The organism is Pyxidicoccus sp. M6 (assembly GCF_055568925.1).
Genome location: NZ_CM145714.1, coordinates 7,768,092 through 7,794,905 on the forward strand (window position 1 = coordinate 7,768,092; position 26,814 = coordinate 7,794,905).

A 26,814-nucleotide genomic window follows, 5' to 3' on the forward strand; every position below is an offset into this window, starting at 1 on the left:
GCATCACCCTCGGGTCCGGGGCAGGGCATCGCCGCACCCGTCTGCCCTCGTTCCCCGGGGCGGGACGAGCGGGCGCGACCCCGCCGCCGTGCCGTTCTCTCCGCCCCCGTCCGGCGTCACATCTGTGGCGCGCGGATTCGCTCTTTGGGAGCCCGCATCAAGGGGGGACACGTCCATGCGCCACGGCACAGCCACCGTCATCACGCGCATCCTTCCGGACGCGCTCACCGCCCTCGAACGTTCGCTAACGGAGGCCATGCGGCTGCGCACGGCGCTCTTCGCCGGCGTGCCCGGACTCCACTTCGCGCGCTGGGCCATCATCGACCTCGCGCCACCCAAGCAGGACGTGAAGGATGACCGGCTCCTCTTCGCCGCGGACTTCACCGTCCCGGGCGAGGACGGAGACGCGCGTGAGCTCGACCGGAGGCTCATCCAAGGCTTCGTCGCGTGGCTGCGGGAGCTGCGCGCGCAAGGGGCCAGCGCAGCCACGCTGTTCGATGACATCTACCGGACGTGCCGCGACTATCCGTCGCAAGGGCTCGCGGACCCGGCCGCGGTGGAGGCGTACCTCCTGCGGCACCGGGCGGAGACCGCCACGCGGCACGTGGACTTCGCGTACCGCTTCGAGCCCCCGGAAGAGCTGCGCGAGTCGGTGGACGTGCTGCGCGAGGTGAACCGGCACCTGGACGCGCGGGCCCGCCTGCTCGCGCACACGCCCTGGCGCGGAGGACGCGGCGAGCTGCCGCACCTGCACCGCGAGCTGCGGGAGGTGGCGCTGTCCGTCTCGTCCACCGTGTTCGACTCCGGCTGGCACGAGCGGCTGGAGTCCGCCCGGCGCGACGCGGCCCTCGTCACGCTGACATACCCCTACCACCGCTACGTGCGCGCGACGCCCAGGGTGTACCTGCTGCGCTTCCGGATGTGGCTGCATCGCCAGAGCCGGCCCGCCAGCCTTCCGGGCCCCTGCGCGCCGGAGTTGGGCGTGGCGCGCAGTCCCCCGCCTCCCTCGGACGCCTTGGTGCAGAACCCGATGGTGCACGTGGCCCGAATCACCGGGGGCCCATTGGCGGAGGAGCTGACGGAGGTGGTGCTGCCCAACGTGGACAAGCGCCTGAGCCGCTACGTCGTGGGGATGGCCCACATCCAGACCATCCACTGCGCGCGCTGGCTGCTGCACTCGGATGCAGCCGACGGAACGAAGCACCTCATCTTCCTCAGCAACTACGACGATAGCTGGGAGGCGTACATCGACTCGTTCGTGGACCACACGGACGTGCGCAACTTCCTCGAGCTCATCTGGAGCCACACGGACGGCTTCCCCGAGAAGACGCGCGGCTTCTTCCCCAAGCGGAAGTGGTGGGGAGGCTGGGTGATGCGCCTGCCCGTGGAGCCCTTCAAGGCCTGGCTGCGCGGACACGAGGTGCCCACGCGCGTCTGGTATAGCGCCGCGCTGGACGGCGGCCCGTACCAGCGCCACTCCCTGCTCCTGCTGCACAACGCGCTCCGGCTGCGCGAGCTGCTCGGGCGCGAGCGCATCGACCGGCCGCTGCGGGACTGGGCCGCGAGGCGCGCCTTCGCCGCGTTCCTGTCCCGGGGCGCCAACAATCCTGGCCCGGCGAAGCTGCCCTTCCCGGCCCGCGTGAGCCACCTGCTGCCCGCGCTCTCCGCCGCCCTCCGTGCGCGGTGGCGGGAGCTCTGGAGGAAGCCCCATGTACTCGAGCCCACTGGACTCCGCCCGCACCTCGTCCCGAAGCAGCACGCAGTCGCCTGAGTCTCCAACCGAACTGGACCTGCGGGACATCCAGGGCCTGCTGCTGCACGGCTACATGCGGATGAGCGAGCTGTCGCTGCTCTTCCTCCGCATCGAGGACGCGGAGCGCTGCCGTCAATGGCTCGGCGAGCTGGCCCGCGACGCGATTACGTCCGCGGACCCTGGGAACCACCAGCGCACCAGGCGCGAGCGCGGGAAGGATTACACGTGCGTCAACGTCGCGCTGACGCCCCACGGCCTCGCGGCGCTCGGGCTGCCGGAGGAGGTGCTGGCCACCCTGCCCTTCGAGCTGCGCGAGGGCATGGCCCACCGCGCGCGAGAGCACCTGCGCGACGTGGGGGACAATGACCCGGACCGCTGGGAGCTGGGCGGCACGCGGCACGAAGGCGACCTCCATGTGCTGCTGCTGCTCTACGCCTCGAATGGCGAGCGGATGAATCAACTGCTCCATGACCACCGGATGCGCGCGGCCGGGCAGGGACTGCGCGAAGTGTTCGTGCAGCAGGGCCACCGCGAGCAGCGCCCCGATGACCCGCCCGGCTACTTCCGGGACCACTTCGGCTTCCTGGACGGGCTGTCCCAGCCTCGCATCGAGGGCGTCAGGGACTCCGGCAGACATCCTCGCGACTATGACCGCCCGGTGAGGCGCGGGGAGTTCATCCTCGGCCACGCCAACGAGTACGAGGACTACCCCCTGTCGCCCTGCGTGCCCGCGCGGCTCGACGTCGCGAACGAGCTGCGGGACAGCCCGGGCCGCACGGACTGGAGGGACCTGGGCCACAACGGCAGCTACCTCGTGGTGCGCAAGCTGGAGCAGGACGTGGACGCGTTCGACGACTTCCTGAAGCGCAACGCCGACCTCGCGCCGGAGGGCACGCCCGAGGACCGCCGCGAGTGGCTGGCCGCGAAGCTGGTGGGCCGCTGGCGCAACGGCGCTCCGCTCGCCTCCGCGAAGCGCTGCCCGCTGCACCGCCTCCTGCCCTTCCTCTTCCGCGAGAAGGCGAAGCCACCGGCGGTGTCGCGCGCCGGCCCGAAGGACGTGGACAACAGCTTCAAGTACGCGCGCGATGATTTGCACGGGTACGGCTGCCCGGTGACGGCGCACGCGCGCCGCTGCAACCCGCGCGATGCCCTGCCGCCCAAGGCCGAGACATCGCTGGAGGTGACGCGGCGCCACCGGCTGCTGCGACGTGGCTTCAGCTACCAGGACACCACCGGCAAGGGGCTCCTCTTCCTCGCGTTCAACGCGAGCCTGGGCCGCCAGTTCGAGTTCATCCAGCGCAGCTGGGTCCACTATGACCAGCTCGGCGGGGTGGAGGGCGCGGAGGACCCACTCTCCGGCGACGGCGGCGGAAGGCTCATCATCCCCCGCGAACCGGTGCGCGAATGCGTCGCCGACCTCCAACGTTTCGTGACCACCCGAGGAGGCGGGTATTTTTTTATGCCGAGTCTGAAAGCGCTGCGCTTCCTCGCGGCTCTCGGCGCGGCTCCGCGCGGCTGAGCGCGGGCGTGCATGCTGGACCTCCCGCACGATGTGGCAGACTCGTGTCGCAGGGGGGCTTCACAGCATCCATGGTCGCCACAGCACATGGGAGTCCGCGCATGTCCAGGTGGGAGGAGCTCGTCACGGCGGTGCCGAAGCGCGAGGGCGCCAGGCTGGAGGATGCGGCCGCGGCGACGCTGGTGCGGGCACTGCTCGGGACGCAGGAGGAGCAGCTCACGCTGCTGCGCCAGCTCCACCGCGACGTGCGGCTGCTCCAGGAAGGTCCCTTCCACGCGGGCCGCATCCACCTGGAGTCGGCGCTCAAGCCCCACCGCACGCGCGAGGAGCAGCTCGAGCTGCTCAAGGCCGCGCGCGGCAGCTTCACGGACGCGCTGGGCCTGGAGCGCGACAAGGCTCGCACGTCGTTGATCGCGCTGCACCTGGGCCTGTGCTGGCTGCTGCTCGGCGCGGAGAAGGACGCGCGCGAGTGGACGCTGATGGCGCACCGCACGGCGGTGGAGTCCATGAGGGACATCCTCGCGGAGGCCGCGAAGGACCAGGGCCTCACGCACAACCGCTACCTGGACCCGGCGCTGAACTTCGTCATCTTCTTCACCAGCGCGGCCACGCTGGGCGCGGGCTACCTCTTCTGGGACCGCGTCCTCAGCAAGCGCACCGACAAGGTGCTGCGGCGCGCGCTGGCCCAGTTGGAGTGCCTGGCGGACTACGTGGACACCGTGGGCGAGATTCGCGTCCGGCTGGGCGAGCCGCCCACCTCCGTCCCCCGCTACGAGCTGACGCACGGCCTGGACGAGAGCCAGTTCCTCTCCCGCGTCACCATCCGCAAGCTCATCAGCGACAAGGAGGCCATGTACTTCAATGGCCGCGAGACGCGGAAGGTGACCTGGAACGACAAGGAGCGCTCCGAGGTCGTCACCCGCGAGCTGCTGTAGGCGTCACCGTCCAAACACCCCTGCCCCGCCCGCCTGGATGCAATCGCGGCGGGGCCCCGTCGTATCCCCTGGCAGACCCACCGCGAACACAGGAGAGCGGACGGATCCGCTCCAACTGTCACGTTCCTGTCCGGCGGTGTTTTCAGGAATGCCCCAGAAGGCACGTCAGAGGGGCGCGACATAGTGCGCGACTTCCTGAAAGGAGGGCGACGGTGATGGCTCAGACGATGCTCGTCTTCATTCCAGTCATTCTGCTGCTCGCCGCCGCGGTGGCGATTCCTCGTCCCCGCCGGCGTTCGCGGCGGTGGTAGCGGCAGCATTCGGCGGGGTACCCACGGAGGTACCCCGCCCCTTCGGCTTCATCGGTTGAACGGCTGTTCGTTGATCCAGTGGAAGCCGCGGTCGAGCAGCAGCAGCTTCGACGCATCCACCTTCGAGAGCAGCACCCGGAGCGAGTGGTCCCCGAAGGCCCCCTCCAGGATGAGCGCTCCATCTTCCTGCCGGGCGTAGTCGAGAAGCATCGGCGCCTCGGCCCCATCCATGAACGTCAGTGTCAGGGCCCGCTCATCCGGACGCAGCGTCACGCGGTAGCGCTTCAGGGAGTCATCCATCATCTGGAGCTGCGCGCCGTCCTGCTCGTTGAAGACGAGCCTCTTCCACCGCGTGCCGTCCGTCAGGAGTGGGGGTACCTCCTGGCCGTCCCATGCGAAGGACTCGACCTTGTAGATGCCCGCGAGCGCGGACCTGGCCGCCATGTCCGCGCGCATCTGGAGCATCTCCAGCTCCATCGCCGTGCACTGGTAGGCGAACCCGATGAGGAACAAGACCTTCACCGCCCGGCTCCCCCACTCCATCCATCGGGATTTGAACGGCGTGCGGAGCACCACGGGCGAGGTGGCGCGGTTGAGCACCAGGAAGTCGATGAGCCGCCGAGCGTCGGGAAGCAGGAGGAAGCCCGCCATCAGCAGCAGGTGCGACGAGCTGAGCTTCACCGGGACGTCGTAGAAGAAGTTGAGCGCCACCACGTTGCTCATGACGCCCACCACCACCATCGCGCCCAGCGTCGTGGTGCGACGGAAGCACAGCAGCACCGCGCCCAGAACCTCCGCTCCGCCCGTGAAGATGTTGTAGCCCGTCGAGTAACCCATGAAGCGCCAGACGAGCCCCATGGGGGACGCCTCGGCCATGGGCACCATCAACTTGTCCAGCCCGGGGAACGGGAACTGCGTCTTGAAGACCTTGGCCAGTCCGTAGCTCAGCATCGAGGTGATGAGCAGGTATCGGACGTAGACGCGCAGCCCCGCGTGCAGCGTGGGGTACGCGGTGCGGCGCCTGTCCGCAATGGACCAGACGAGCGTCACCGCCACCGATAGCAGGGCCAGGAGCAATAATTGGACGTAGTCGAACAGCGTGTCCCCACTGCCCGAGGGCATGCGGAAGACCGCCTCGCCCAGGAAGCACTCCCCCGTCCAGGAGACGAGCGCCTCCCACAGCGACTCGTGGCGCCCCGTCAACCCGAACAGCCTTCCGGGGATGAGCATGGCGATGTCGGGGAAGTTGAAGAGCACGAGGTAGGCGAAGGCCCACCGAAAGGCGATGCGCCGGCCCAGGCTCCATCGCGGCTCCGCGGGCACCGGGAGCGTGCTCGTGCTCGCGAGGTCTGGCGCTTCGGATACGGACGGACTGGGAACGGCCTCGGGCTGGCTCATGGCAGGGCCCCTCGGGTTGGCGGGAGCGGAGACTGCGAGAACCCCGGGACTCTACGCCGGGTGAGGACAGGCGCCCCAACGAAGGCGGCTTGGAGCGTGTAGACTCCGCGCCCGTGGCTGAACGTCCCACCGTCCTCGTCGTCGATGATGATCCGCACCTGCGGGAAATCGTCCGCTTCGCGTTGGAGCAGGGAGGCTTCCACGTGGTGGAGGCCTCGGATGGCCGCGCCGCGCTCGCCCAGGTGCAGCGCTCCGCGCCCGCGCTCATCGTCCTGGACATCATGATGCCGGAGCTGGACGGGCTCGCCGTGTGCCGCGAGGTCCGCCGCAAGCACGAGCTGCCCATCGTCTTCCTGTCCTCGCGAGACGACGAGGTGGACCGCATCCTCGGGCTGGAGCTGGGTGGTGATGACTACCTCACCAAGCCCTTCAGCCCGCGCGAATTGGTAGCGCGCGTGAAGGCCGTGCTGCGGCGCGCGCGTCCCGCGTCGAACGCGGCGCCCGAGCCCGAGCCGCCCGCCTCGCGAATGCAGCAGCGCGGCCCGCTGCGCATGGACGCGGAGCGCTGGCGTGCGTGGTGGGGAGAGCAGGAGGTGGTGCTCACCGTCACGGAGTTCCAGCTGCTCGCCACGCTGCTGCGCGTGCCCGGCAAGGTGTTCACCCGCGACGAGCTGATGACGCGCGTCTACGACGACGTGGTGGTGAGCGACCGGACCATCGATAGCCACGTGCGCCGGGTGCGGCAGAAGTTCACCGCGGCTGGTGGGGAAGTCATCGAGACGGTGCATGGCCTCGGCTATCGGCTCGCCCTCCCCTAGCCCTCGCGCGCGTCCGCGCCTGTGGATGGTCTTCGCCGCCGTGGGTGTGGCCGGCTTCGTGCTCACGCTCGCGGGCCTGTCCTTCGTGCGCGTCTACGACAACCAGCTCATCCGCCAGACGGAGACGGAGCTCATCGCGCAGGGCACGGTGGTGGCGGAGGTCTTCCGCGAGCAGCTCAGCGGCGACGTGGATGTCGAGCGCTACGGCCGGGTGCGCATCTCCGCCTGGCCCTTCCCCGTTCCGGATGACAAGCAGCTGAAACCCATACTCCCGTCGTTGAAGGCATCGGACGCGCCGCTCCCTCCAGACGAGACACCCCTGCCGTCACCGGTGCCCGGAGAGCCTCGCGCGATGGCGGCCGGCTCGCGGATGAACCCGCTGTTGGAGAAGGTGCGTGCCTCCACGCTGGCTGGCATCCGAGTGGTGGACACGGAGGGCGTCGTGGTGGCCAGCAGCAGCCCGGACGTGCTCGGCGTCTCGCTGGCGGACCGCATGGAGGTGCAGAAGGCCCTGCGCGGAGAGCCCACCAGCGTCCTGCGCCGCCGCTACGCGGAGCCCGAGGATACGCCGCTCGCCTCGCTCAGCCGGGACACCGGCATCCGCGTTTCGGTGGCGCTGCCCGTGCTGCAAGGAGAGCGCGTCTGGGGCGCGGTGGTGCTGGCGCGCACGCCGATGACCTTCGCCAAGGCCGTGTACACGGACCGGTGGAACCTGACGGCGACGGGGCTCGTTCTGCTGGGCGCGGTGGCGCTGATGTCTCTGGCCGCCGCCGCGCTGGTGGGCCGGCCGGTGCGGGCACTGGTGAAGCAGACGCGCGCCATCGCCGCGAGCGCCCCTTCTGGCTTCGAGCCTGTTGCGCGCCCCGTGGTCGCCGAGCTGGCCGAGCTGTCCGAGGCGCTGGCGGGCATGGCCACGGCGCTGCGGGACAGGAACCAATACATCCGCTCGTTCGCCGCGAATGTGTCGCACGAGTTCAAGACACCGCTGGCCTCCATCCAGGGCGCGGTGGAGCTGCTGCGAGACAGCGCGGACGTCATGTCGCCGGAGCAGCGGGCGCGGTTCCTCGCCAACGTGGACGCGGATGCAAGGCGCCTCACGAGGCTGGTGCAGCGGCTGCTGGAGCTGGCGCGCGCGGACTCGATGACGGCCAGGCCCGCGCAGGTGGAGCTGGCACCGCTGCTGGAGGGGCTCGCCGCCCGGGCCCGCGCGGAGGGCGTGACGGACGTGCAGGTGGCACCGGTGCCGGCGGGTCTCCAGTTCTCGCTGCCGGCGGAGGTGCTGGATGACGTGCTCTGGCAGCTCATCACCAACGCGCGTCAGCACGGTGGCGAGGGCGTGCGCGTGGACCTGGCGGTGGAGATGGATGGTGCCGGCCCGGTGCGCGTGGTGGTGAGGGACAACGGACGTGGAATCTCCGAAGCCAACCGCGCGCGCATCTTCGACGCGTTCTTCACCACCGCTCGCGAGCGGGGCGGCACGGGACTGGGACTGACCATCGCCCAGTCCATGCTGCGCGCCTTTGGAGCGGCGCTGGAGCTGCTGCCCGCGCAGGAGGCGAGCCCGGGAGCCGCCTTCGCGGTGGTGGCAGCGCCCGCGCAGTTGATTCAGCGCAGGTGATGCGCGGCGCCGTCCTGGCCGCGTTCCGTCAGTGCGGGCTGGAGATGCTCGATAGCCACCCGCGCAGGCGCATCAACGCAGGTAGCTCTCCCCTCCCGTCGAAGCTCCTCCCGGATGGAGCAGCGGCGACACCCGCGCCGTCAGGTGCTCCACGGTGGCGCGAAGCACCCTCGAGCGGCGCAGCGTCTCGTGAAAGGCGAGCCACAGCGTGTTGTGCACCTTGCCCTCGCCATCCAGCACGCGCCGCAGGTCCGGGCATGAGCAAGCGAGCAGCACGGGCAGCACCGCGAGCCCCGCCGCCGCGCGTGTCCCTTCCAGCAACGCGAGCATGCTGTTGGTCCGCACCGTCACCCGTCCCTCGCGGATGAGCCGTGCCTGCCATTTCAAGTGAGGCAGTCGCGCGGGAGGTCCTTCGAGCACGCAGAAGTCATGACCGGCGAGGGCCGCCTCCTGCGTGGGCACGCCACGACGGTCCAGGTAGCTCGCGCTCCCATAGACGCCATACTCGATGACACCCAGTCGCCGCGCCGCCAACGACTTCTCCTCCGGACGGCCGACGCGCAGCGCGAGGTCGGCCTCACCCGACGCGAGGTCCGCCACCTGGTTCGACACGAGCAGCGTCACCGTCAGCCGGGGTGCCGACCGCGCCAGCTCCGCCAGGATGGGCGTGAGCAGCCGAGCCCCCCACTCCGCGACGGACAGCCGGACCTCCCCATGCAGCGAGGACTCGTCCGAGCGAAGCTCGCGCTCCAACTCCACGAGGCGCGCCTCCTGCTGCTCGGCGGCACGCACCAGCTTCGCGCCCGTCGAAGTCAGCTCCAGCCCACCGCGAGAGCGAAGAAAGAGCGCCAGGGACAGCCGCGCTTCGAGCGCACTGAGCCGGCGCCCCATGGTCGACGCATCGATTCCGAGCTTCCGCGCCGCCGCACCCAGCGAGCGCGTCTGGGCGATGGCGAGCACATCCCTGAGGTCATTGGGCTCCAGCATCCCTTGCATCCTCGCATGGTGGCCTTGCACCAACGCAAGAGCATCCGGGATGCGACTGGGCTACGTAACTCCCATGCAAGCTGCCATCTACGACAGAACAGGTCCCGCGGCCCAGGTGCTGCGGATTGAAGAGCTGCCCAGGCCCGAAGCAGGTCCGGGAGAAGTCCGGGTCAAGCTACATACCTCCGGCGTCAACCCGTCCGATGTGAAGCGACGAAGCGGCATGTTCGGCACGGAGCTGCCCTTCCCGCGCATCGTCCCGCACAGCGACGGAGCCGGAGTCATCGACCAGGTGGGCCCCGGCGTCCCACCCTCCCGCGTGGGCGAGCGGGTCTACGTGTTCAACGCCCAATGGAAGCGCCCCTTCGGCACGGCGGCCGAGTGGGTCACCCTCCCCTCCGCGCACGCCGTCGTGCTCCCGGAGACGATGTCCTTCGCCCAGGGCGCTTGCCTCGGAATCCCCGCGCTCACCGCGTGGAGGGGCCTGGACCTCGTACCCGTGGAGGGCCGGACGGTGCTCGTCCACGGCGGAGCGGGCGCGGTGGGGCACTCGGCGGTGCAGCTCGCGAGGGCCATGGGCGCTCGCGTCTTCACCACCGTGAGCAACGAAGAGAAGGCGGCCATCGCCCGCGAGGCCGGAGCGAGCGAGGTCTTCGACTACCGCGCAGCGGATGCCGCCGAGCGCATCCTCGCGGCCACGGGCGGACGTGGCGTGGACCTGGTGGTGGAGGTGGACTTCGCGCGCAACGCGGCGCTGGACCTCCGCGTGACGGCCGACCATGGCACCATCGCCGTCTACGGCACCACGGGAGTCGTGGAGTCCTTCGACGCCCGCATGCTGCTGCTACGCACGCTCAACGTCCGGGGCTACCTCGTGTACGAGCTCCAGGAGGACGTGCTGGCGCGAGGGCTCGCGGAGCTCGACCGCTTCATGCGCTCCGGCGCGCTCACGCCGCGAGTCACTCACGTCCTCCCCCTGAAGCGCATCGCCGAGGCACATGCGCTCGTGGAGGACGGCAAGGTCGTGGGCAACGTCGTCGTCGAGCTGACCTGAACGCGGATGCGTCGGACGCGGCCCACCTGCGAAACGGATGCCCGGGTGAACGTCATGCCGGGAGAGGAGCTCCTCGCGCGGGGTGTGCCGCGCGAGGGCTTCCACTTCCGCTGACGTACCTCAGCGGAAGTAGCTGTTGGAGATGTCCACCGAGTAGCCCAGCTCCAGCGTCGGCGCGGAGGCCGCCACGAGGTACTGGCGGAAGTTCAATTCCTTTCCGGGCAGGTCCGCCTCGGCCGCATCCGTCGCGGCAGCGGCTTCCACCTGCTCCAGGCTGCCGCCCTCGCGGCGGTAGTTGAACACCGCGGGGAAGTGCGCGCGGGCACGCAGCTCGGCCACCGGCCACGAGACGCGCGGCAGCTCCAGCTTCAGCTTGCCGGAGAGATGGAACACGCCCAGCTCTCGCGCCAGCACCACCTCCAACGTGCCGCTCGTCTCACCGAGCCGCGCGGGCGCAACCTTCAGCTTCAGCGTCCCGTCCTGCGTCTCCACCGGCACGGGGACGGAGTTGAGGGTGATGCGCTCCAGCCGGTGGCCCTCGGGCAGCACCAGCTCCAGCGGCTGCTCGCGGTCCAGGCTCAGCGCGTAGCTCACGCGCAGCGTGGCGCGACCCTCCAGCGTGGACACCCAGGACGCGGTGCCCTCGGTGATGCGCGGCTCCAACGGCGGGCGCACCTGCTGCTTCGGGCTCTTCTCCGCCTGCGCCATGGCCGCGCGCCAGCCGATGCGCAGCGCGCCCTGCACGGGATAGACGGAATAGGACTCACCGCCCGAGACGGGCAGCGGCTCCATCAGCGTGAAGACGGCCGTGTCAGCCTCCAGCTTCAGCGGCACCGGCGCCACGTGTGGACCGAAGCGCAGCTGCACGCGCCGCTCGGGACCCGCGCCCGGCGAGCGCACGGCAAGGTTCACCTCGAAGGCATAGCGGCCGGCCTTGCGCGTGACGAGGCAGAGGTACCCGTCCACCACGCCCACCGTGGCGCCCTCCAGCGTGGGCAGCTCGCTTGGGTAGGTGTCCGCGTCGAGCTGGAGCAGGCGCACCTGCGTCCAGCGCGCGTCCGCGAGCACCTCCACGTCGAACTGGCCCACGACGTGGAGCGAGTCCGCGGAGAGGCGGCCCTGGAGCTGGCTCTTCACCAGGGCCTCGGTGGGAGGAGGCGCGGGCGCGGCCTCATGCTGCTTGTAGAGGGGAATGAGCTGGTCCAACGGCACGGTGGCGGTGCCCGATGGGACCGACGTATCGGCCGTGCCCAGGAGCAATCCGACGACGAGAGGAAGGGTCCACATGGCGAATCAGCTCGCTTCCGGGGTGACAGGGGTGGAAGGAACAGCGGCGACGGCGGCGGCACGCGGCGGCTCACCGGGCTGCGACAAGTCGGAGAGGAAGGCGCGCACGCTGGCGCGGGTGGAGAGCACCATCAGGCCGAGCAGCGCCGCGAGGATTTCCAGCGTGTAGATGAGGCCGGTGTAGCCCTCGAGGATGACGGCGGCGGTGGGGACGATGAGCGTCGCGCTCCACAGGCCGATGAGCACGCCGAGGCGCTCCTTGGGGAAGATCCACCGGACCCAGGCCACCACCGCCGCGCCCAGTCCCAGCGCGGAGATGGCATAGGCGACGTAGAAGTTCATGAAGGCGGCCAGGTACGAGAGCAGCACGAAGAAGAAGCCGTAGACGGCGGCCAGCAGGTACGTCTCGTGGAGCGCCATGGGCCGGCGGTGGCGCAGGCCGAGCGCGGCGAGCAGCACCAGCAGCGCGACGAACGGCACCCACGCGCGGCTCGCCATGGTGGAGACCATGGCGTCGAAGGTCTTCTCCGAGGGGAGGATGACGCCCAGGTTGACGCCGGACTCGAGCGACTGGAAGGCCCAGTCCAGCGTCACCGTGTCGCTGTCCGTCTGCACGGACGACGCGGAGAGCACGCCGGCCGGGTAGTCGAAGTTCTCTCCGCCCTCCACGGCGACGTGGACGCGAACGTCACGCGCGGGCAGCGCCGGGTCCAGCTTGTACACGAAGGAGTTCAGGCCCCGCGCGCGGTAGCGGATGGCGAAGCGGGACGTTGCGTCCTTGGCGATGCGGCCCGTCCAGACGAGCCGGTTGCCGGACTCGCCCAGGTCCAGGCTGGACTCCTTGCCGTCGACGAGGAACTGGAGCTCCGAGAGGAGCACCTGCGACTTGTCCATCTCGATGGGGAAGATGAAGGCCACGTCGATGTCGCGGCCCTCGCGGTTGACCACCGCGTAGTCGGCGTCGAGCGTGAAGTCGAAGCCGGAGAAGTAGCGCAGGCCGCGCTTGCGGTAGTTCATCTGCGCCTTCACCTGGACGTGCTGCCGGTCGAAGGCGAGCGGCTTCAACTCGGTGAAGATGGTGCCGCTGTGCACGTAGCGCAGCGAGGGCGCGGGCTGGGTGACGGGAGCGCCCCAGCGGTCCTCCACCCCGGCGGCGAGCTCGGAGTTGGCGAAGTCCGTCCGGTTCGCCACCTGCCCGGCGATGACGGCCGTGGCGAAGACGACGATGAACAGACTGCCGAAGACGTGGTGCGCGACGAGCCACCGCAGGGCCCGGCGGAAGGTTCCGTCAGGCGCGCGGGGCGGACGGGGAGAAGGCGGCGGAGGCGGAGCATTCATGAGCGCAGGATGCGTGGCGGGTGTGCAACGCGAATGGCCCGCTCGTGCGCTTCGTGAGGAATGATTGTGCAGAAATCGTGCAGGCCAAATACTCACAAATGCATACAAATACGCCTGATCACCTCGATTGTGCGCTGATCAGATCGGCCTGATCGCGATCAAAAAATTTTGAGCCGGAGATCCGCCGGATCTGCGCACTTGATCACCACGCACGGTGTAAACAGCGACTCCCTCGTCCGGCGCGGATCAGCCCCGGGTGAACCCTGTTGCACGCTGTAGTGGACGCGCTTCGGGAGCGGATCATCCCACTCTCGCGACACACCCTCCGTGAAGGGGCGCCGCGCGGCGAACCCAGGGGGTAGACGCCTTCACACGCGCGACACAGATCGCACAGGTCTGGATCAGCGACACGTCTCTGTCGTAGTGGTGGGCCGCGATCTGCTCATGCGCCCGGGGCCCCTCCGTGCTGGGGGTGCGACAGGGTGGAACAGGCATGGAAGGTGCGTGTCGCGGTGTCCCGCGCACCTGGAAAACGGTTGGGGACACCGACGAGCACCAGACGCACGCAACGGGCCCGACGCTTCGAGCGCGGGCCCATTGGGAGGCAGTGACGTGGGCGGGTTGGACTGGGTGCAGGTGGACGTCGGCTTCCCCATGAGCCTCGCCGTGGTGGGTGCCGCGCGCTCGCTGGGCATGGAGCGCCGTGCGTTCCTCGGCGCCATCGTCGAGCTGCAGATCTGGGCCGTTCAGGCCCTGCCCTCCGGACGCTTCGAGCCCTTTCCCGCGTCCGCGGGACGTCCGCGGGACGTGTCCGCGGACGAGGCCGTCTGGTGTGAAGCGGTCGAGGGCGCGGTCCGCTGGACGGGCGCTCCCGGCGCGTTCTGGGACGCGCTGCTCCGCACAGGAATCCTCGTGCGCGAAGGCGACGACATCCGGCTCACCCTCTGTGATCGCTACGTGCAAGTCCTCGAAAAGAGGAGGAAGGAAGCCGAGCGAAAACGAAAGGAGCGCGCCGCCAAGGCCGCCGTCGCGTCCGCAGGACGTCCGCAGGACGCGACCGGGACATCCGCCGCCAGAAAGAAGAGGGAGAAGGAGACGGAGAAGAAGAGTCTTCTTTCTGCAGCAGCAGCGGCGATGGATCTCGGATCATCCCTGGCGCATCTCGCGCCCGTTCCACCGCCCCCGCCACCGGACGAGGTCATGTCCGTGGAGGATGATCCGGTCCAGCTCGCCCTGCCCGGCACGCATCTCGTTCCGGTGTCCCTGCCGCCCGGAGAGCCGGCGCCGCCGGAGGCCCCGCCGCGTGATCCAGCGGCCCAGGCGCAGTCCTTCTTCGAGCGCTTCCAGGACGAGCGCACCCGCGCCTTCCGGGGCGTGCCTCGCGAGGACATGCCCCAGGGCTGGTCGGACTGGTACCGCCACGCCCTCGCCAAGGTGGGCGGTGACGAGGGACGTCTGCTGACGGCCTGCCGCGGCTACCTCCAGTCCGACTGGGGCCGCTCCCGTCAGCCGGTGGGCACGGTCATGGCCTTCTGCTCGCCCAAGGTCTGGGTTCGCTACGTGCCGCATGACGCGCCCGACGCCGCCGAGCCCGCCGACGCATCCGGAATGCCGTCCGTGGACGTGACGTCGCAGGCGGGGCTCTCGTGGCAGCGGTGCCTGATCCGGCTGCACGAGCAGGGCAAGCGCTACGCCCTCCTGTGGCTCCAGAAGGCCCATCCGGTGGACGTACAGGATGGGCGGCTGATCCTCGCCGTGCCCGACCTCTACTTCCGGCAGTGGGTGGAGGAGAACTACGGCGCCCTGGTGGACTCGCTGGTGCGCGACTGTGGGCTGCTGGGCGTGCGGTGGCAGGTCCCCGGCGAGGAACACGCGGCCGAAGTCGCAACGGGCCTGCCCGGATAATCGCGGGCCGGAATGCAAAAGATTTCCCCCTGCCCCATCCCCTCGTGAAGCCGAGGTCGCTTCGACTCTTCGAGGGGGTACACGATGGGCGTCCAGGGTCCCGCAGCGCGCGTTCCAACATCGACCTTCACGGGGGCATCTCCCCTCCGCCGCACCGAGCTGACACCGTCCAGCTCCGTCCCATCGAACAGCCCGCGTCCGCAGCCGCGGCTCCAGGACGGCTTCACCTCCAGCTCCTCCAGCACGCCGCGACGACTGGATCTGCTGGGAGGTCCGACGCCGGGGAACAGTCCGCTACTCGGCGGCGACTCCGTGCCGGCCACGGCGCTGCCTCTGCTGCTCTCGAAGCCGACGAGCGCGTTGCAGCCCTCGGCGCTCGTGTCCCTGTCGCCCGTCATTTCTCCCGGGAAGACGCAGACGCAGAAGACCGTGTCCGTGCCCTTCACTGTCGACGTGCGGGAGTTCATCCAGCTCAACGGCCGGAACCCCAACAGCAAGGAGGCGCTGGAGCTGCTGAATGACCAGCTCCACCGGCGGCACCCGAAGGCCATGGATCAGAGTTGGAGGGATCCAGTTCCCACAGACGCGCAGATGGGAGCCCTCATCAAGAACGGCTTCATGGTCATCAACGTGGAGCTCGAGGTGAAGAGCCCCGCGGAGTCGAAGGAGGCGGCCGAAGCGGACAAGGACTTCCAGGGGCTCGGCGCTGGTGACAAGGACTGGCTCAACGGCGAAGCAGATCGCCTGTACGGGCAGAAGACCCAGGGCGGCACGAAGCCCACGACGCCGCAGGAGCGGGAGTACCGCGATGACCTGCGCCGCGAGCTGACCCGCCGGCTCAAGGACGTCCAGGGCCTGCCGCCCCACCTGCGCGAGTTCCTGGTGAAGGGCACCACGGAGTTCAAGTGGGACGGCGAGGCGGCCCGCCGCATCGCCGAGAAGCTGGCCACCTTCTCGCCGAAGGACCTCGCCGATTACCTGAGCAGCACCACCGGCTACACGACGGACTGGGGCGAGCTGGAGAAGTCCATCGACGCCTACCGTGAGCACCGTGCGCAGCGGGCGGCGACCAGCGACCGCGTCCGCGAGCTGCAGACGCGGCTCTACACGCCCGTGGAGCTATACCAGAAGTACCGCGGGTATCTCTCGCTCGAGGCCAGTGCCGGACCGGACTCGGGCATCACCCCGCAGAACCTCTTCGACGCGAAGAAGGAGCTCGAAACGCAGCTCCAGGCGTACGGCTACAAGGACGTCGAGTCCTTCAGCGCCGCCATCCGCGAGTTCACGCAGGCCTTCCAGCAGGACACGCTGGAGCGCGGCCTCGACCGGCTCACGCAGTACGAGCACGTCTTCGTCGAGGCGCAGAAGCGCTACGAGAACTCGTCGGACCTCTACGCGGAGCTCGACCAGGCGCGCAAGCTGCTGTCCGAGGCGCAGAAGCTCCGCGCGAAGGTGCAGGCCATCGAGAATCCGCCCAACGCGGCGAAGTCCATTCCGCCGGGCGACCCCAAGAAGCTGCGGGACGAGGTCCGCAGCCTGGAGTTCAGGGCGGAGCAATTGCTCAAGGGGCTCTCCGACAAGCACCCCATTCTGCGCGACCCGGAGTTCGCCGCGCGGCTCGCGAAGTCCGCGCCCGCGGACTTCAAGCGCACGCTGCTGGAGCAGATCTCGCAGCGCAGGGCGGACATCAAGGCCACGCGTGAGAACCTGGCGAAGAACCCCGAGCTCATCTACAGCATGGAGCCGCTGCTCGACGCCTCGCGCGCGGTGCACGGCATGCAGCCCGGCTCGCTCTTCGGGCTCGTCCTGGATGATCACCTGCGCGACAAGCGCAAGGTGGAGCTCGCCACGACGGCACTCAAGACGGGCGTGCTCATCGGGGCCGGGCTCCTCTCCGGAGGTGGCGGCTGGGTAGGCGCGGGGTTCGCGGTGGGCGGTGCGCTCTTCGCGGGCTACGAGGCGCAGGCGAGCTGGAAGCAGTACCTCGTCGACAAGGCCGCCTTCGGCGCGGGGATGATGAAGGACGAGCCCACCATGGCGTGGGCGGTGCTGGCCACGGCCGGCGCGGTGGTCGAGCTGGGCGGCGCCGCCAAGGCGCTCAAGGTGTTCAGCTCGATGAAGCAGGCCATCAAGGGCTTCAACGAATCCAATGACCTCATCAGCCTCGAGCGGAACCTGAAGGCGCTGCCCGAAGTCACGCCCCAGCTCCGGGGCCGGATGATGGACGCGGCGAAGCAGCAGCAGAATCTGCGGCAACAGGTGGAGGGCCTGCTCTCGGAGGGCCCGCTCCCGCTCGGGAAGATTCCCGACGAGCGGCTCGGCAAACTCCGCGATGTCGCGCACGCGCTCGCGGAGCGTGGGGACGAGAACTTCGAGAGCTTCCTGGGCGAGCTGCGGGCGATGAAGGTCATCGATGACCAGCCTTCTCCGGAGACGATGAAGCAGCTCAAGCAGACCTTCGAGGACGGCGTGCAGCGGGCGCGCAATGCGCGCAAGGCCTCGGACGAGCTCGCGCGGCGCGAGCTCGTGGAGCAACTGGAGGCGACGAAGCCGACGCCGGCCAGCAAGACGCAGACGACACCGAAGCCCGTGCAGAAGCCCACGGAGGCGGTGAAGCCGGCCACGGTGAAGACGTCGCCCGTGAAGACGCCTCCGGTGAAGTCCGAGACGCCGCGCGCCGTCGAGGATGCGATGAAGCGGGTGGAGGAGCTCCAGCTCAAGGCCCGTGACGCGGACTTCGACGACCCCGTGAATGGCCTGGCCCTGGAGACGAAGTACCACGATGACCTGCTGAAGGCCTTCGAGGATGCGGGAGGTGACCCGGAGGTGGGGAAGCTGATGAAGACGCTCCGCGAGGAGTACCCCTCCGCCTTCCTCAAGTCTTTCGGAGGCACGCCGCCGGGCGTGCTGCTGCGCGTGGCCAGCTCGAAGGACCCGAAGCTCGTCGCCTACGCGAAGAAGGTGCTGGAAGGCGTCACGCGCGGCGTCGTGAGGGACACCGATGTCTCCGTCGCGATGATGCAGGCCGAGCGCCTGTCGAAGCTGCCTCCCGCGGGCGCCGTGAAGAACGTGACGAACGACTCCGGCGGCGTCGGCGTCTTCTTCGAGGGCCAGTTCCAGGGCAAGCCCACGATGTTCAAGACGGACGCGCTGTTGAACCACTCATTCGACAGCGATGAGCAGGTGCTCAAGGGGCTGAAGCCCTACGGCGGACCGGAGTTCCGCGCCCGCGTGCGCATCGAGGATCCGGAGACGGGCCTGTGGCGCGAGGCGCTTGCCATGGAGAAGATTGACGGCGTCGACGTGAAGCGGCTGCTGGAGGCGCAGGCTCGCGGAGAGAAGCTCCCCTTCCCCATCACCGAGGCGCACGTGAAGGCCCTGCAGGACCTGGAAGCGCGCCTGCGTCGCGACGGCAAGCACCTGAGCGAGGTGAACCTGGGAGACTTCATCCTGACGAAGGACCCCAACCGGCCCGTCGTGCCCGTGGACATGTTCGTCAACGCCGGGGCGGCGCAGAACAGCGGCATGGAGAAGGAGGGCGTCCGCGTCGTCGACACCGTGAAGTCCCTGGTCGGCAAGCCCTCGAAGCCCTGAGCCGCACCGCCGTTCCTCCGAAGTCGTCACGGTGGGAAGACTTCTTCCCATCCCTACCGGGCATGCCGCTTGCTGTACATCCGGCAGGAGCAGCCAGGAGGGTAGATGCGCGGCGGTTGGAGATGGGCGGCGGTGGTGGGCGCGGCGGTGCTGCTGGGCGCATGTGGTGAGTCGAAGGACGGTGACTCGGTCGACGCGGTGGGTGGCCCGGGCCCGTGGCCCATGGACGCGGTGAAGGACTACGCGACGGCCTTCGGCATCGGCGCCGGAGTGCGCAGCGTCGGTGTCGACGAGGCTCACAACATCTGGCTGCTGCGCGGCGCGGAAATCGGCGTGCTGCGTCCCGGCGACACGGCGCCCACGTGGACGCGAGGCGTGGGCCAGGCCGCGGAGGGCTTCGGGCGGGACAAGAAGGCGCTCGGCTCCACCGTCATCTGCGGCGGCGAGGCGGGCCGCGCCTACGTGGGCTATCACACGTACGAGCTCCAGCCCGAGATACCGGACAAGCCGCACGCGTACATCCCCGCGCCCGGAGAGCCCCACTACAGCGCCGCACGCTTCGCCGAGTACCAGAAGGGGGACCTGGACGCGGTGCGCCTGGAGTCCGACGGCACGGTGGTACTGGAGGAGCACCTGTGGCGCAGCGCGGGCGTGTCCGGCGGAAAGCAGCAACTGGGCATCCGCAACACGAATGACTTCCACTTCGACGAGGACCGCTCTGTCCTCACCTGCGCGCGGGTGATGCGCGGGCGCGACAAGGGCGACCTCTACATCGGCACCAACCACGGCGTCACACTGGTGCGCGGCCTCACGTACAACAGCCACCGTCACGCCGCGTGGTACGCGGACGGCGACTCACTCCAGGCTGGCTTCAACTGGGGCCTGGGCATCGGCCCGGACGGCGAGGTGCTGGTCGCCAACGACTGGATGGTGGGCATCCTCGAACCCAACGGCGTGTTGGAGGACTTCGACAAGGAGCGCACCTGGGAGGGCCCGGTGCCGTGGCGCTACAAGGGCCACAATGCACAGCTCAACAGCCTGGAGTCCTTCGACTACTGGCGCGCCATCACCCGTACGAAGAAGGGAGTTACCTGGGTGGGCAGCAAGGACCACGGCCTGTGGCGCATGGAGCAGAAGGACCGCTCCAGCGCGAGCTACACGCGCCTCACCGCCCTGCCCTCCGACAACGTGACGTCGCTCGCCGCCGTGGATAGCGGCGCCGTCTACGTGGGCACCCACGACGCGGGCCTGTGGCGCATCGAGGAGGACGGCGAGACGCTGAACCGCGTGGACACGGTGGGCGGAGACCAGGTGCTCCAGCTCGTCTACGACCCCACCGTGAAGCCCGCGATGCTCTACGTCCTCACGGACACCGGCCTCACCGTGCTTCGGGAGGACTGACGGGCAGCGGCCTCACCTCGAGCTGCTTCGAGGCGAGGAACTCCGCGTTGAACACCTTCGAGGCGTAGCGGCTGCCGTGGTCACACAGGAAGGTGACGATGCGCAGCCCCTCGCCCTGGTGACGCCGTGCAATCTCCCACGCGGCGCGCACGTTGAGGGCGGCCGAGGTGCCCACCACGAGCGCGTCCTCGCGGGCCAGGTGGTAGAGCATCTCCAGCATGTCCTGGTCGCCCAGGCGCATCGCCTCGTCCACGCGGGCGCGCCGGAAGTTCTCCGTGAGGCGCATGATGCCGATGCCCTCGGTGATGGAGGAACCCGGGCCCTCCATCTTCCCCTCGCGCACGTAGCAGTAGAGGCCCGAGCCCGGCGGGTCCACCAGCACCACGCGCAGCGCCGGGTTCTTCTCCTTCAGGAAGCGGCTGACACCGGACATCGTCCCGCCGCTGCCCACCGACGCGACGAGCACGTCCACGCGCCCCTCGCACTGCTCCCAGATTTCGGGACCCGTCGTCTCGTAGTGGAAGTCGCCGTTGGCCGGGTTCTCGAACTGGTTCGCCCAGAACCAGCCGTGCTGCTCCGACAGCGTGCGCGCCTGGTGGAAGAAGTGATTCGGGTTGGCGAAGGGCACCGCGGGCACCTTGCGGACCTCCACGCCCATGGCCTCCAGGTACTCGTACTTCTCGCGAGCCTGGTTGTCCGGCATGGTGACGACGACGCGGTAGCCGCGCTCGCGGCCCAGCAGGCCCAGCCCGATGCCGGTGTTTCCGGCGGTGCCCTCGACGAGCGTGCCGCCGGGCTTCAAGAGCCCCTGCTCCTCCGCGCGGCGAATCATCCCCTTCGCGGCGCGGTCCTTGATGCTGCCGCCGGGGTTCATGAACTCGGCCTTGCCGAGGATGTCACACCCCGTCTGCCGGCTCAGTGAGCCGATGCGCAGAAGCGGCGTGTTCCCCACCGAGTCCCAGAGTGAGCCAATGCGTGGTGCCATGCGTGTGTGCCTCGTGGCTTGGGACTCTCCCGTAGCGGAAGTCCCACGTGCGAGGCAACCCACGCGGCCCTCAATCCGCGCGCATCGCCTCGACGGGGTCCAGCTTCGCCGCCCGGGCGGCCGGGTAGATGCCGAACAGGAGCCCCACCCCGCAGCTCATGAACAGCGCCAGCGCCACGGCCCACGGCGGCACGAGCATGGGGAAGCGCAGCATCCAGTTCCCGAGGAAGACGAGGAAGAAGCCCAGCCCCACGCCCAGCGCGCCGCCCATCAGCGACAGCAGCACCGCCTCGGTGGCGAACTGCCCGAGGATGCGCGCCTTCTTCGCGCCCAGCGCCTTGCGCACGCCAATCTCCTTCGTCCGCTCCATCACCGACACCAGCATGATGTTCAGGATGCCGATGCCGCCCACCACCAGCGACAGCAGGCACACGCCGATGCCGGCGATGGTGATGACCACGGAGAGCTGGTTGAAGGACGCCGTCATCGACTCGTTGGTGTGGATTTCGAAGTCGTTGGGCATGTTCGCCGCCACGCCCCGGCGGCGGCGCATCAGCGTGGCCACCTCGTCCTGCGCCTTCTGGAACAGGGCGGGCTCCTTCGCCTGCACGTCCACGTCCAGCGAGCGGTTCTTCCCGTAGAGCTGCTGGAAGATGCGCAGCGGCATCATCACCTGGTTGTCCAGGCTGAACATGCCCATCATGCTGCCGCGCCGCTGCAGCACGCCGATGACGCGGAAGGGCCGGCCCTTGATGCGCACCTCGTGGCCCACCGGGTCCATGCCGGGGAAGAGCACGTCCGACACGTCCGTGCCCAGCACCACCACGGGCCGGCCGTCCAGCGCCTCCACGTCGTTGAAGTAGCGGCCGGACTGCACCGTCAGGCCGCTCGTCAGCGTGTAGTTCGTCTGCGTGCCGAACACGCGCACCGACGGCCGCGTCTCGATGCTCGCCGTGGCCACCTTCTGGCCGCCGTCGTCGTCCGTGGGCGCCACCACGCCCACCGACGGGCAGGACTCCTCGATGGCGCGCACGTCCTCCATGTCGATGTCCTGCCGCTTGGCGAACTTCGCCCAGTTGATGCGCGCGAAGCCGCCCGCGGGCCACTTCGTCACCTGGAACGTGTGGGCCCCCATGCGGCCCAGGTCGTGGTTCACCTTCTCGCGGAGCCCCTCGATGAGCCCCATCATGGTGATGACCGTCGCCACGCCGATGACGATGCCCAGCAGCGTCAGCAGCGAGCGCAGCGGGTTGCCCAGGAACGTGCCCAGTGCCAGCCGCAGGTTGTCCAGGAAGGCTCGCATCGCTTCACTCGTACCGGAGGGCTTCCACCGGGTCCAGGTTGGCCGCGCGCGCCGCGGGCCAGATGCCGAAGAGCAGGCCCACCAGCGCCGCGAAGAACACCCCGCCCAGGATTGTGCTCGGCCGTACGTCCGCCGCCAGCGGGGTGATGAGCGACACGACCTTCGCCGTGCCCAGCCCCACCGTGGTCCCCAGCAGGCCGCCCACCGCGGACACGCTCGCCGCCTCCATGAGGAACTGGAAGACGATGGTGCGCTTGCGCGCGCCCAGGGCCCGGCGCACGCCAATCTCACGCGTCCGCTCGCGCACGGACACCAGCATGATGTTCATGATGCCGATGCCGCCCACCAGCAGCGTGATGAGGCCCACGCCCGTGGCGACGCCGTAGAGCGCTCCCGTGAGCTGCTCGTACGTCTGCGCCATGGCCTCCGCCTTGTTGATGGTGAAGTCGTCCGCCGCACCCGGTGGCGTGGAGCGCACGCGCCGGAGGATGCCGATGAGCTGGTCCTCCGCCTGCTTCACCTTCGTGGCGTCCTCCACGGCCAACGCTATCTCCAGGCCGCGGCCCCGGCCGAAGCTCGAATAGAACGTCTTGAAGGGGATGAAGACGACGAGGTCCAGGCTCTCGTTGACGATCTTCCCCTTGCGGCTGAGCGTGCCCACCACCTGGTACGTGCGGTTCTCGATGCGGAGGGTGCGCCCCACCGGGCTGATGCCGGGGAAGAGCGCGTCCGCCACGTCCGCGCCAATCACCGCCACCGGCCGCGTCACCTCGTCGTCCGCCTCGCTGATGAAGCGCCCGCCCGTGACTTCATAGCCGGCGACGGCGAGGTACTGCTGCGTAACGCCGGTGATGCGCACCGAGGACATCTGCTCGCCGCCGGAGCCCACGTCCGCCACGCGCTGCACGTAGGGCGAGATGGCCGACAGGAACGGCGCCAGGTTGCGCAGCCGGTCCACCTGCTCCAGCGTGAAGTTCTTCCGGTTCCGGTACACCCACCAGTCGCCCTTCATCATCCACGGGAACTTGGAGACGTAGAGCGTGTTGGCGCCGAAGCCGGCGAGCTGCCGGTGGAAGGACGTGTTGAGCCCCTGGATGATGCCGACGATGGCCAGCAGCGTGGCCACTCCGATGCCGATGCCCAGCGTCGTCAACACCGTGCGCAGGCGGTTGGCCTTGAGCGAGAAGAGTGCGATGCGCGCGCCCTCCAGCACGTCCACCCGGAAGCCCTTCGGAGCGCTCATGCGCCCCCCGCCGCCAGCACCGCGGCGGTCGTGCCCAGGGCCACCTCACGACCCACGCCGTCCGCGACAATCTCTCCGTCGCTCAGGCGGATGGCCCGGGGGCAGCGCGCCGCCAGCTTGGGCTCGTGCGTGACGAGCACCAGCGTGTGGCCCGCGTGGTGGAGCTGCTCGAAGAGCCGGACGATTTCCTCACCCGTCGCCGAGTCCAGGTTGCCGGTGGGCTCGTCCGCCAGCAGCATGGACGGCTCGGCCACCAGCGCGCGGGCAATGGCCACGCGCTGGCGCTGACCGCCGGACAGCTCGTTGGGCCGGTGGTGCATGCGTTGCGTGAGCTGGACCTTGTCCAGCGCCGCCTTCGCCCGCTCGCGCCGCTCGCGCGCGGACACGCCGCGGTACACCAGCGGCAGCTCCACGTTGGCCAGCGCCGTCTCGCGCGGCAGCAGCTGGAACGTCTGGAAGATGAAGCCAATCTCCACGTTGCGGATGGTGGCCAGCTCGTCGTCGCTCATGCGCGAGACGTCCTTGCCATTCAGCATGTAGCGACCGCTGGTGGGCGTGTCGAGACAGCCCAGCACGTTCATCATCGTGCTCTTGCCCGAGCCCGACTGGCCGATGATGGCCACCCACTCGCCGCGGTTGATGTTGAAGGAGACGCCGCGCAGCGCGCGCACCTCCTCGCCACCCACGTGGAAGACGCGGGTGATGTTCTCCACCTGGATGAGGGGCCCCGCGCCGCTTCCTTGACTCACGACTTCCGCCCACCCTTCATGCCGCCCGGGCCCTGACCCGGCTCGGGCTCACGCACCACGTCGCCGTGGTTGAGCTCCTTGGACAGCGTGCGGTACGGACCCTCCACCACGCGGTCCCCGTCCTTGATGCCGGTGAGGATCTCCAGCTCGGTGTCCGAGGCGATGCCCGTCGTCACCGGGACGACCTTCGCCTTGTTGTCCGCGTCCACCACGAAGACCACCTTGGCCAGCGACTCGGTGCGCTTGGCCGTCAGCGCCCCACCCTCCACCGACTCCTTGTAGTCCGGCAGCGAGCGCGCGGCGCGCACCGTCACCGCCTGGATGGGCACCAGCACCACGTCGTTGCGCGTCTCCGCGGAGATGCGCACCTCGGCGCTCATGCCGGGCAGCACGCCCGGAGGCCGCGTGTCCAGCGCCACCGTGACGGGGAAGCTCGTCACCTCCGCCTCGGTGCCTGCGTTCTTGATGAGCGCCTTCTGCGCAATCTCCACCACGGAGCCGCTGAACGTCTGACCCTCCAGCGCGTCCAGCGACACCTCGGCGGGCTGGCCGGGCTTGAGGTGCACCACCTCGTGCTCGCCCACCTCGAACTTCACCTCCATGGCGCTGAGCGCGGCGATGGTCATCACCACGTCCTCGGACAGCTCCGAGCCGCGCACGCGCTCACCCACCTCGCGCGACAGCTCGATGACGTTGCCGTCGATGGGCGACTGGAGCGTCGTCTTGGCCAGGTCCGTCTGCGCCTGGTCCACGATGGCCACGTTGCGCGCGAGCTGCTGCCTCGCGGACGCCAGCCGCGCGTCCGCCGAGTTCTTCGCCGCGCGCGCCTGGTCCACCTCCGCCTCCGACGCCAGCCCCTTCGCCAACAGCCCCTCCACGCGCGCCAGCTCCTGCGCGGTGCGGTTGGCCTCCACCTCGGCCACCTGGGAGTCCGCGCGCGAGGCGTTCTGCGACGCCAGCGCCTGCTTCAGCGCGGCCTCGTAGATGCGCTTGTCGATGCGGCCCAGCACCTGGCCCTTCTTCACCGGCTCGCCGTCCTTCACGAGCAGCTCCACCAGGTCTCCGGAGAGGCTGGAGGAGATCTTCACCGTCGTCGCCGCCTGCACCTTGCCCGCGCCGGTGATGGTGCGGGTGATGGTGCCCTTGCGAGCCTTGGCGACCTGGACCTCCAGTGACGGCGGCGGCCGCTCCTTGAGGCCGCCAACGGTGATGGCCGCCGCACCCAGGAACAACACGCCAGCAATGGCACCCTTCCACCACTTCATTTCGACTCTCCCGGGCTCAGGGCGCCCATGGCCCGCAGCAAGGTGAAGCGGGCGATTTCGACATCAATCCTGTTTTCCAGCAAGCTCAGCTCGGCCTGCGTCAGACTCAGCTGCGCGTCGCGAACCTCCAGGGTGGAGCCCGCGCCGGCGCGGAAGCGCTCCTCCGCCAGCCTGAGTCCCTGCACGGCGGCCTCGCGGTTCTCCGCGGCCAGGCGCGCGGCCTCCAGCTGGGCCTCCAGCGAGCGGTGCGCGCTGCGCACCTGCGCCTCGATTTCGCGCACCGTCTGCTCCAGCACCACCTGGGCCCGACGGATGTTGACCGCGGCGCGCTTGGACTGGGCGTCCGTGGCGAAGCCGTTGAAGAGGTCCCAGGAGAGCTGCACGCCGGCGGTGAAGCTGTGCTGCAGGCGCGGCTCGGTGAAGACGGCCTCCGCGCTCGGCCCACCGCGCGAGTAGTCACCGCGCGCCGACAGGCGGGGGACGTATTCCGCGCGGGCGATGGCACGCTGCAGCTCCGCGGAGCGGACCTGCCCCTGGAGCGCCACCAGCAGCGCCCGGTGCTCACGGGCCTGCGCGAGCGCGGTGTCCATGGCGGGGGCCGGCACCGGCTCCGTCTGGAGCACGCCCGGGTCCACGGCCTGGAGCGGCTCGGTGCCGGGGCGGGCCAGCCAGATGGCCAGCTGCGTCTGGTCCGTCACCAGCTGCGCCAGCGTCTCCGTGAAGGTGATGCGGTCATTGCCCAGGTTGACGAGCGCCTGGATCTCCTCGTTCTTGCCCACGCGGCCCGCCTGGAAGAGGGCCCGGGCGCGGTCGAGCTGCTCCTCGCTGCGCTTGACGGTGGCCTCCAGCACCTGGAGGGTGGCCTGGGTGCGGAAGAGCACGAAGAAGCGGCGGATGGCCTCCAGCTCGGAGGTGTCCGCCTCCTCCAGCGCCTGGTTCTTCTCCACGTCCCGGAGCACGCCGCTCTGCTCGAGCTGCTTGAAGCGCGCCCGGTCATAGAGAATCTGCGTCAGCGTCAGGCCCAGGTCGTAGTTGGAGATGTTGTACGAGGGGCTCTGGTATTCCTTGGTGATGGCGCGCGTGGGGTCCGCCGGGTCGGGCGCGGTGGTGACGCGGATGCTCTTGCCCGCCCACGTCTTGCCCGCGGAGGCGCCCAGGCTGAGCTGCGGCAGCAGCGCGGAGCGCGACACGCGCACGTCCTGCTCGGCGACATCCACGTCCAGCAGGGCCTGGATGGCGTTGGTGTTGTTCCGGCCCAGCTTCCGGACCTCGTCCAGGGAGATGGGCGTGGTGGCGTCCGTCGTGACGGCGGGGCTCGCCGGCACGGTGGCGGTGGAGGCCGGGGACAGGG

Annotated in this window: 19 protein-coding genes; 9 read left to right on the plus strand and 10 right to left on the minus strand. The window is 69.5% G+C overall.

Annotation, left to right across the window (positions count from 1 at the left end):
• The first annotated feature begins 175 nt into the window (after window positions 1–175).
• From ACVTJA_RS30550 to ACVTJA_RS30560, 3 genes are all read left to right on the plus strand, one after another.
• Complete coding sequence (locus tag ACVTJA_RS30550) at window positions 176–1,771, plus strand: hypothetical protein (RefSeq protein ID WP_465825036.1); 1,596 nt, start codon at window positions 176–178, stop codon at window positions 1,769–1,771.
• Window positions 1,710–3,272, plus strand: a complete 1,563-nt coding sequence (locus ACVTJA_RS30555; RefSeq protein ID WP_465825037.1) for a Dyp-type peroxidase — start codon at window positions 1,710–1,712, stop codon at window positions 3,270–3,272. Before ACVTJA_RS30550 ends, ACVTJA_RS30555 begins: the two co-directional genes overlap by 62 nt.
• Before the next feature lie 101 nt (window positions 3,273–3,373).
• Window positions 3,374–4,207, plus strand: a complete 834-nt coding sequence (locus ACVTJA_RS30560; RefSeq protein WP_465825038.1) for a hypothetical protein — start codon at window positions 3,374–3,376, stop codon at window positions 4,205–4,207.
• Between the two features lie 359 nt (window positions 4,208–4,566).
• Here ACVTJA_RS30560 and ACVTJA_RS30565 read toward each other — a convergent pair whose 3' ends face one another.
• The gene (locus ACVTJA_RS30565; protein ID WP_465825039.1) at window positions 4,567–5,916 is read right to left on the minus strand and encodes a hypothetical protein; all 1,350 of its coding nucleotides are present in this window, start codon (window positions 5,914–5,916) and stop codon (window positions 4,567–4,569) included.
• A gap of 113 nt (window positions 5,917–6,029) precedes the next feature.
• On the opposite strand from ACVTJA_RS30565, the gene ACVTJA_RS30570 reads away from it, so the two are divergent.
• Both ACVTJA_RS30570 and ACVTJA_RS30575 read left to right on the plus strand, forming a co-directional pair.
• Complete coding sequence (locus tag ACVTJA_RS30570; protein WP_465825040.1) at window positions 6,030–6,734, plus strand: response regulator transcription factor; 705 nt, start codon at window positions 6,030–6,032, stop codon at window positions 6,732–6,734.
• Window positions 6,703–8,352, plus strand: a complete 1,650-nt coding sequence (locus ACVTJA_RS30575) for a sensor histidine kinase (protein ID WP_465825041.1) — start codon at window positions 6,703–6,705, stop codon at window positions 8,350–8,352. The genes ACVTJA_RS30570 and ACVTJA_RS30575 overlap by 32 nt, the downstream gene beginning before the upstream one ends.
• Window positions 8,353–8,424: 72 nt before the next feature.
• Here the strand turns inward: ACVTJA_RS30575 and ACVTJA_RS30580 are convergent, their stop codons facing one another.
• Window positions 8,425–9,339 (minus strand): LysR family transcriptional regulator, encoded by a 915-nt coding sequence (locus tag ACVTJA_RS30580; RefSeq protein ID WP_465825042.1) that lies wholly within the window; start codon window positions 9,337–9,339, stop codon window positions 8,425–8,427.
• 73 nt (window positions 9,340–9,412) lie between these two features.
• Here ACVTJA_RS30580 and ACVTJA_RS30585 point away from each other — a divergent pair, with 73 nt between their 5' ends.
• On the plus strand, window positions 9,413–10,393 hold the full coding sequence (locus ACVTJA_RS30585) for an NADPH:quinone reductase (RefSeq protein WP_465825043.1): 981 nt from the start codon (window positions 9,413–9,415) through the stop codon (window positions 10,391–10,393).
• A 120-nt stretch (window positions 10,394–10,513) separates the two neighbouring features.
• Here the strand turns inward: ACVTJA_RS30585 and ACVTJA_RS30590 are convergent, their stop codons facing one another.
• Both ACVTJA_RS30590 and ACVTJA_RS30595 read right to left on the minus strand, forming a co-directional pair.
• Window positions 10,514–11,680: a hypothetical protein gene (locus ACVTJA_RS30590; protein WP_465825044.1), complete on the minus strand. Its 1,167-nt coding sequence runs from the start codon at window positions 11,678–11,680 to the stop codon at window positions 10,514–10,516.
• A gap of 6 nt (window positions 11,681–11,686) precedes the next feature.
• The gene (locus ACVTJA_RS30595; protein WP_465825045.1) at window positions 11,687–13,018 is read right to left on the minus strand and encodes a hypothetical protein; all 1,332 of its coding nucleotides are present in this window, start codon (window positions 13,016–13,018) and stop codon (window positions 11,687–11,689) included.
• A 612-nt stretch (window positions 13,019–13,630) separates the two neighbouring features.
• On the opposite strand from ACVTJA_RS30595, the gene ACVTJA_RS30600 reads away from it, so the two are divergent.
• From ACVTJA_RS30600 to ACVTJA_RS30610, 3 genes are all read left to right on the plus strand, one after another.
• Window positions 13,631–14,923 (plus strand): DnaA N-terminal domain-containing protein, encoded by a 1,293-nt coding sequence (locus ACVTJA_RS30600; RefSeq protein WP_465825046.1) that lies wholly within the window; start codon window positions 13,631–13,633, stop codon window positions 14,921–14,923.
• A gap of 312 nt (window positions 14,924–15,235) precedes the next feature.
• Window positions 15,236–18,517, plus strand: coding sequence for a hypothetical protein (locus ACVTJA_RS30605; protein ID WP_465825047.1), 3,282 nt, complete (start codon window positions 15,236–15,238; stop codon window positions 18,515–18,517).
• A gap of 105 nt (window positions 18,518–18,622) precedes the next feature.
• The gene (locus tag ACVTJA_RS30610) at window positions 18,623–19,918 is read left to right on the plus strand and encodes a hypothetical protein (RefSeq protein ID WP_465825048.1); all 1,296 of its coding nucleotides are present in this window, start codon (window positions 18,623–18,625) and stop codon (window positions 19,916–19,918) included.
• Here ACVTJA_RS30610 and ACVTJA_RS30615 read toward each other — a convergent pair.
• The 6 genes from ACVTJA_RS30615 to ACVTJA_RS30640 all read right to left on the minus strand — a co-directional run bounded on the left by ACVTJA_RS30615 (window position 19,896) and on the right by ACVTJA_RS30640 (window position 26,788).
• Window positions 19,896–20,903 carry a cysteine synthase A gene (locus tag ACVTJA_RS30615; RefSeq protein ID WP_465825049.1) on the minus strand — a complete coding sequence of 336 codons (1,008 nt, stop codon included), beginning with the start codon at window positions 20,901–20,903 and terminating at the stop codon, window positions 19,896–19,898. The genes ACVTJA_RS30610 and ACVTJA_RS30615 overlap by 23 nt on opposite strands.
• A 70-nt stretch (window positions 20,904–20,973) precedes the next feature.
• Window positions 20,974–22,206: an ABC transporter permease gene (locus ACVTJA_RS30620; protein WP_465825050.1), complete on the minus strand. Its 1,233-nt coding sequence runs from the start codon at window positions 22,204–22,206 to the stop codon at window positions 20,974–20,976.
• A gap of 4 nt (window positions 22,207–22,210) precedes the next feature.
• Window positions 22,211–23,449, minus strand: coding sequence for an ABC transporter permease (locus ACVTJA_RS30625; RefSeq protein WP_465825051.1), 1,239 nt, complete (start codon window positions 23,447–23,449; stop codon window positions 22,211–22,213).
• Window positions 23,446–24,198, minus strand: coding sequence for an ABC transporter ATP-binding protein (locus ACVTJA_RS30630; RefSeq protein ID WP_465825052.1), 753 nt, complete (start codon window positions 24,196–24,198; stop codon window positions 23,446–23,448). Before ACVTJA_RS30630 ends, ACVTJA_RS30625 begins: the two co-directional genes overlap by 4 nt.
• Window positions 24,195–25,463, minus strand: a complete 1,269-nt coding sequence (locus tag ACVTJA_RS30635; RefSeq protein ID WP_465825053.1) for an efflux RND transporter periplasmic adaptor subunit — start codon at window positions 25,461–25,463, stop codon at window positions 24,195–24,197. The genes ACVTJA_RS30630 and ACVTJA_RS30635 overlap by 4 nt, the downstream gene beginning before the upstream one ends.
• Window positions 25,460–26,788, minus strand: a complete 1,329-nt coding sequence (locus ACVTJA_RS30640; RefSeq protein ID WP_465840550.1) for a TolC family protein — start codon at window positions 26,786–26,788, stop codon at window positions 25,460–25,462. The genes ACVTJA_RS30635 and ACVTJA_RS30640 overlap by 4 nt, the downstream gene beginning before the upstream one ends.
• Window positions 26,789–26,814 lie beyond the last annotated feature (26 nt).

Excerpts from the sequence above, each read along its gene's own strand:
- ACVTJA_RS30555 (WP_465825037.1), top strand. The coding sequence starts at position 1,710 with ATGTACTCGAGCCCACTGGACTCCGCCCGCACCTCGTCCCGAAGCAGC.
- ACVTJA_RS30560 (WP_465825038.1), top strand. The coding sequence starts at position 3,374 with ATGTCCAGGTGGGAGGAGCTCGTCACGGCGGTGCCGAAGCGCGAGGGC.
- ACVTJA_RS30590 (WP_465825044.1), bottom strand. The coding sequence starts at position 11,680 with ATGTGGACCCTTCCTCTCGTCGTCGGATTGCTCCTGGGCACGGCCGAT.
- ACVTJA_RS30625 (WP_465825051.1), bottom strand. The coding sequence starts at position 23,449 with ATGAGCGCTCCGAAGGGCTTCCGGGTGGACGTGCTGGAGGGCGCGCGC.
- ACVTJA_RS30585 (WP_465825043.1), top strand. The coding sequence starts at position 9,413 with ATGCAAGCTGCCATCTACGACAGAACAGGTCCCGCGGCCCAGGTGCTG.
- ACVTJA_RS30615 (WP_465825049.1), bottom strand. The coding sequence starts at position 20,903 with ATGGCACCACGCATTGGCTCACTCTGGGACTCGGTGGGGAACACGCCG.
- ACVTJA_RS30575 (WP_465825041.1), top strand. The coding sequence starts at position 6,703 with ATGGCCTCGGCTATCGGCTCGCCCTCCCCTAGCCCTCGCGCGCGTCCG.
- ACVTJA_RS30620 (WP_465825050.1), bottom strand. The coding sequence starts at position 22,206 with ATGCGAGCCTTCCTGGACAACCTGCGGCTGGCACTGGGCACGTTCCTG.
- ACVTJA_RS30610 (WP_465825048.1), top strand. The coding sequence starts at position 18,623 with ATGCGCGGCGGTTGGAGATGGGCGGCGGTGGTGGGCGCGGCGGTGCTG.
- ACVTJA_RS30550 (WP_465825036.1), top strand. The coding sequence starts at position 176 with ATGCGCCACGGCACAGCCACCGTCATCACGCGCATCCTTCCGGACGCG.
- ACVTJA_RS30635 (WP_465825053.1), bottom strand. The coding sequence starts at position 25,463 with ATGAAGTGGTGGAAGGGTGCCATTGCTGGCGTGTTGTTCCTGGGTGCG.
- ACVTJA_RS30595 (WP_465825045.1), bottom strand. The coding sequence starts at position 13,018 with ATGAATGCTCCGCCTCCGCCGCCTTCTCCCCGTCCGCCCCGCGCGCCT.
- ACVTJA_RS30565 (WP_465825039.1), bottom strand. The coding sequence starts at position 5,916 with ATGAGCCAGCCCGAGGCCGTTCCCAGTCCGTCCGTATCCGAAGCGCCA.
- ACVTJA_RS30580 (WP_465825042.1), bottom strand. The coding sequence starts at position 9,339 with ATGCTGGAGCCCAATGACCTCAGGGATGTGCTCGCCATCGCCCAGACG.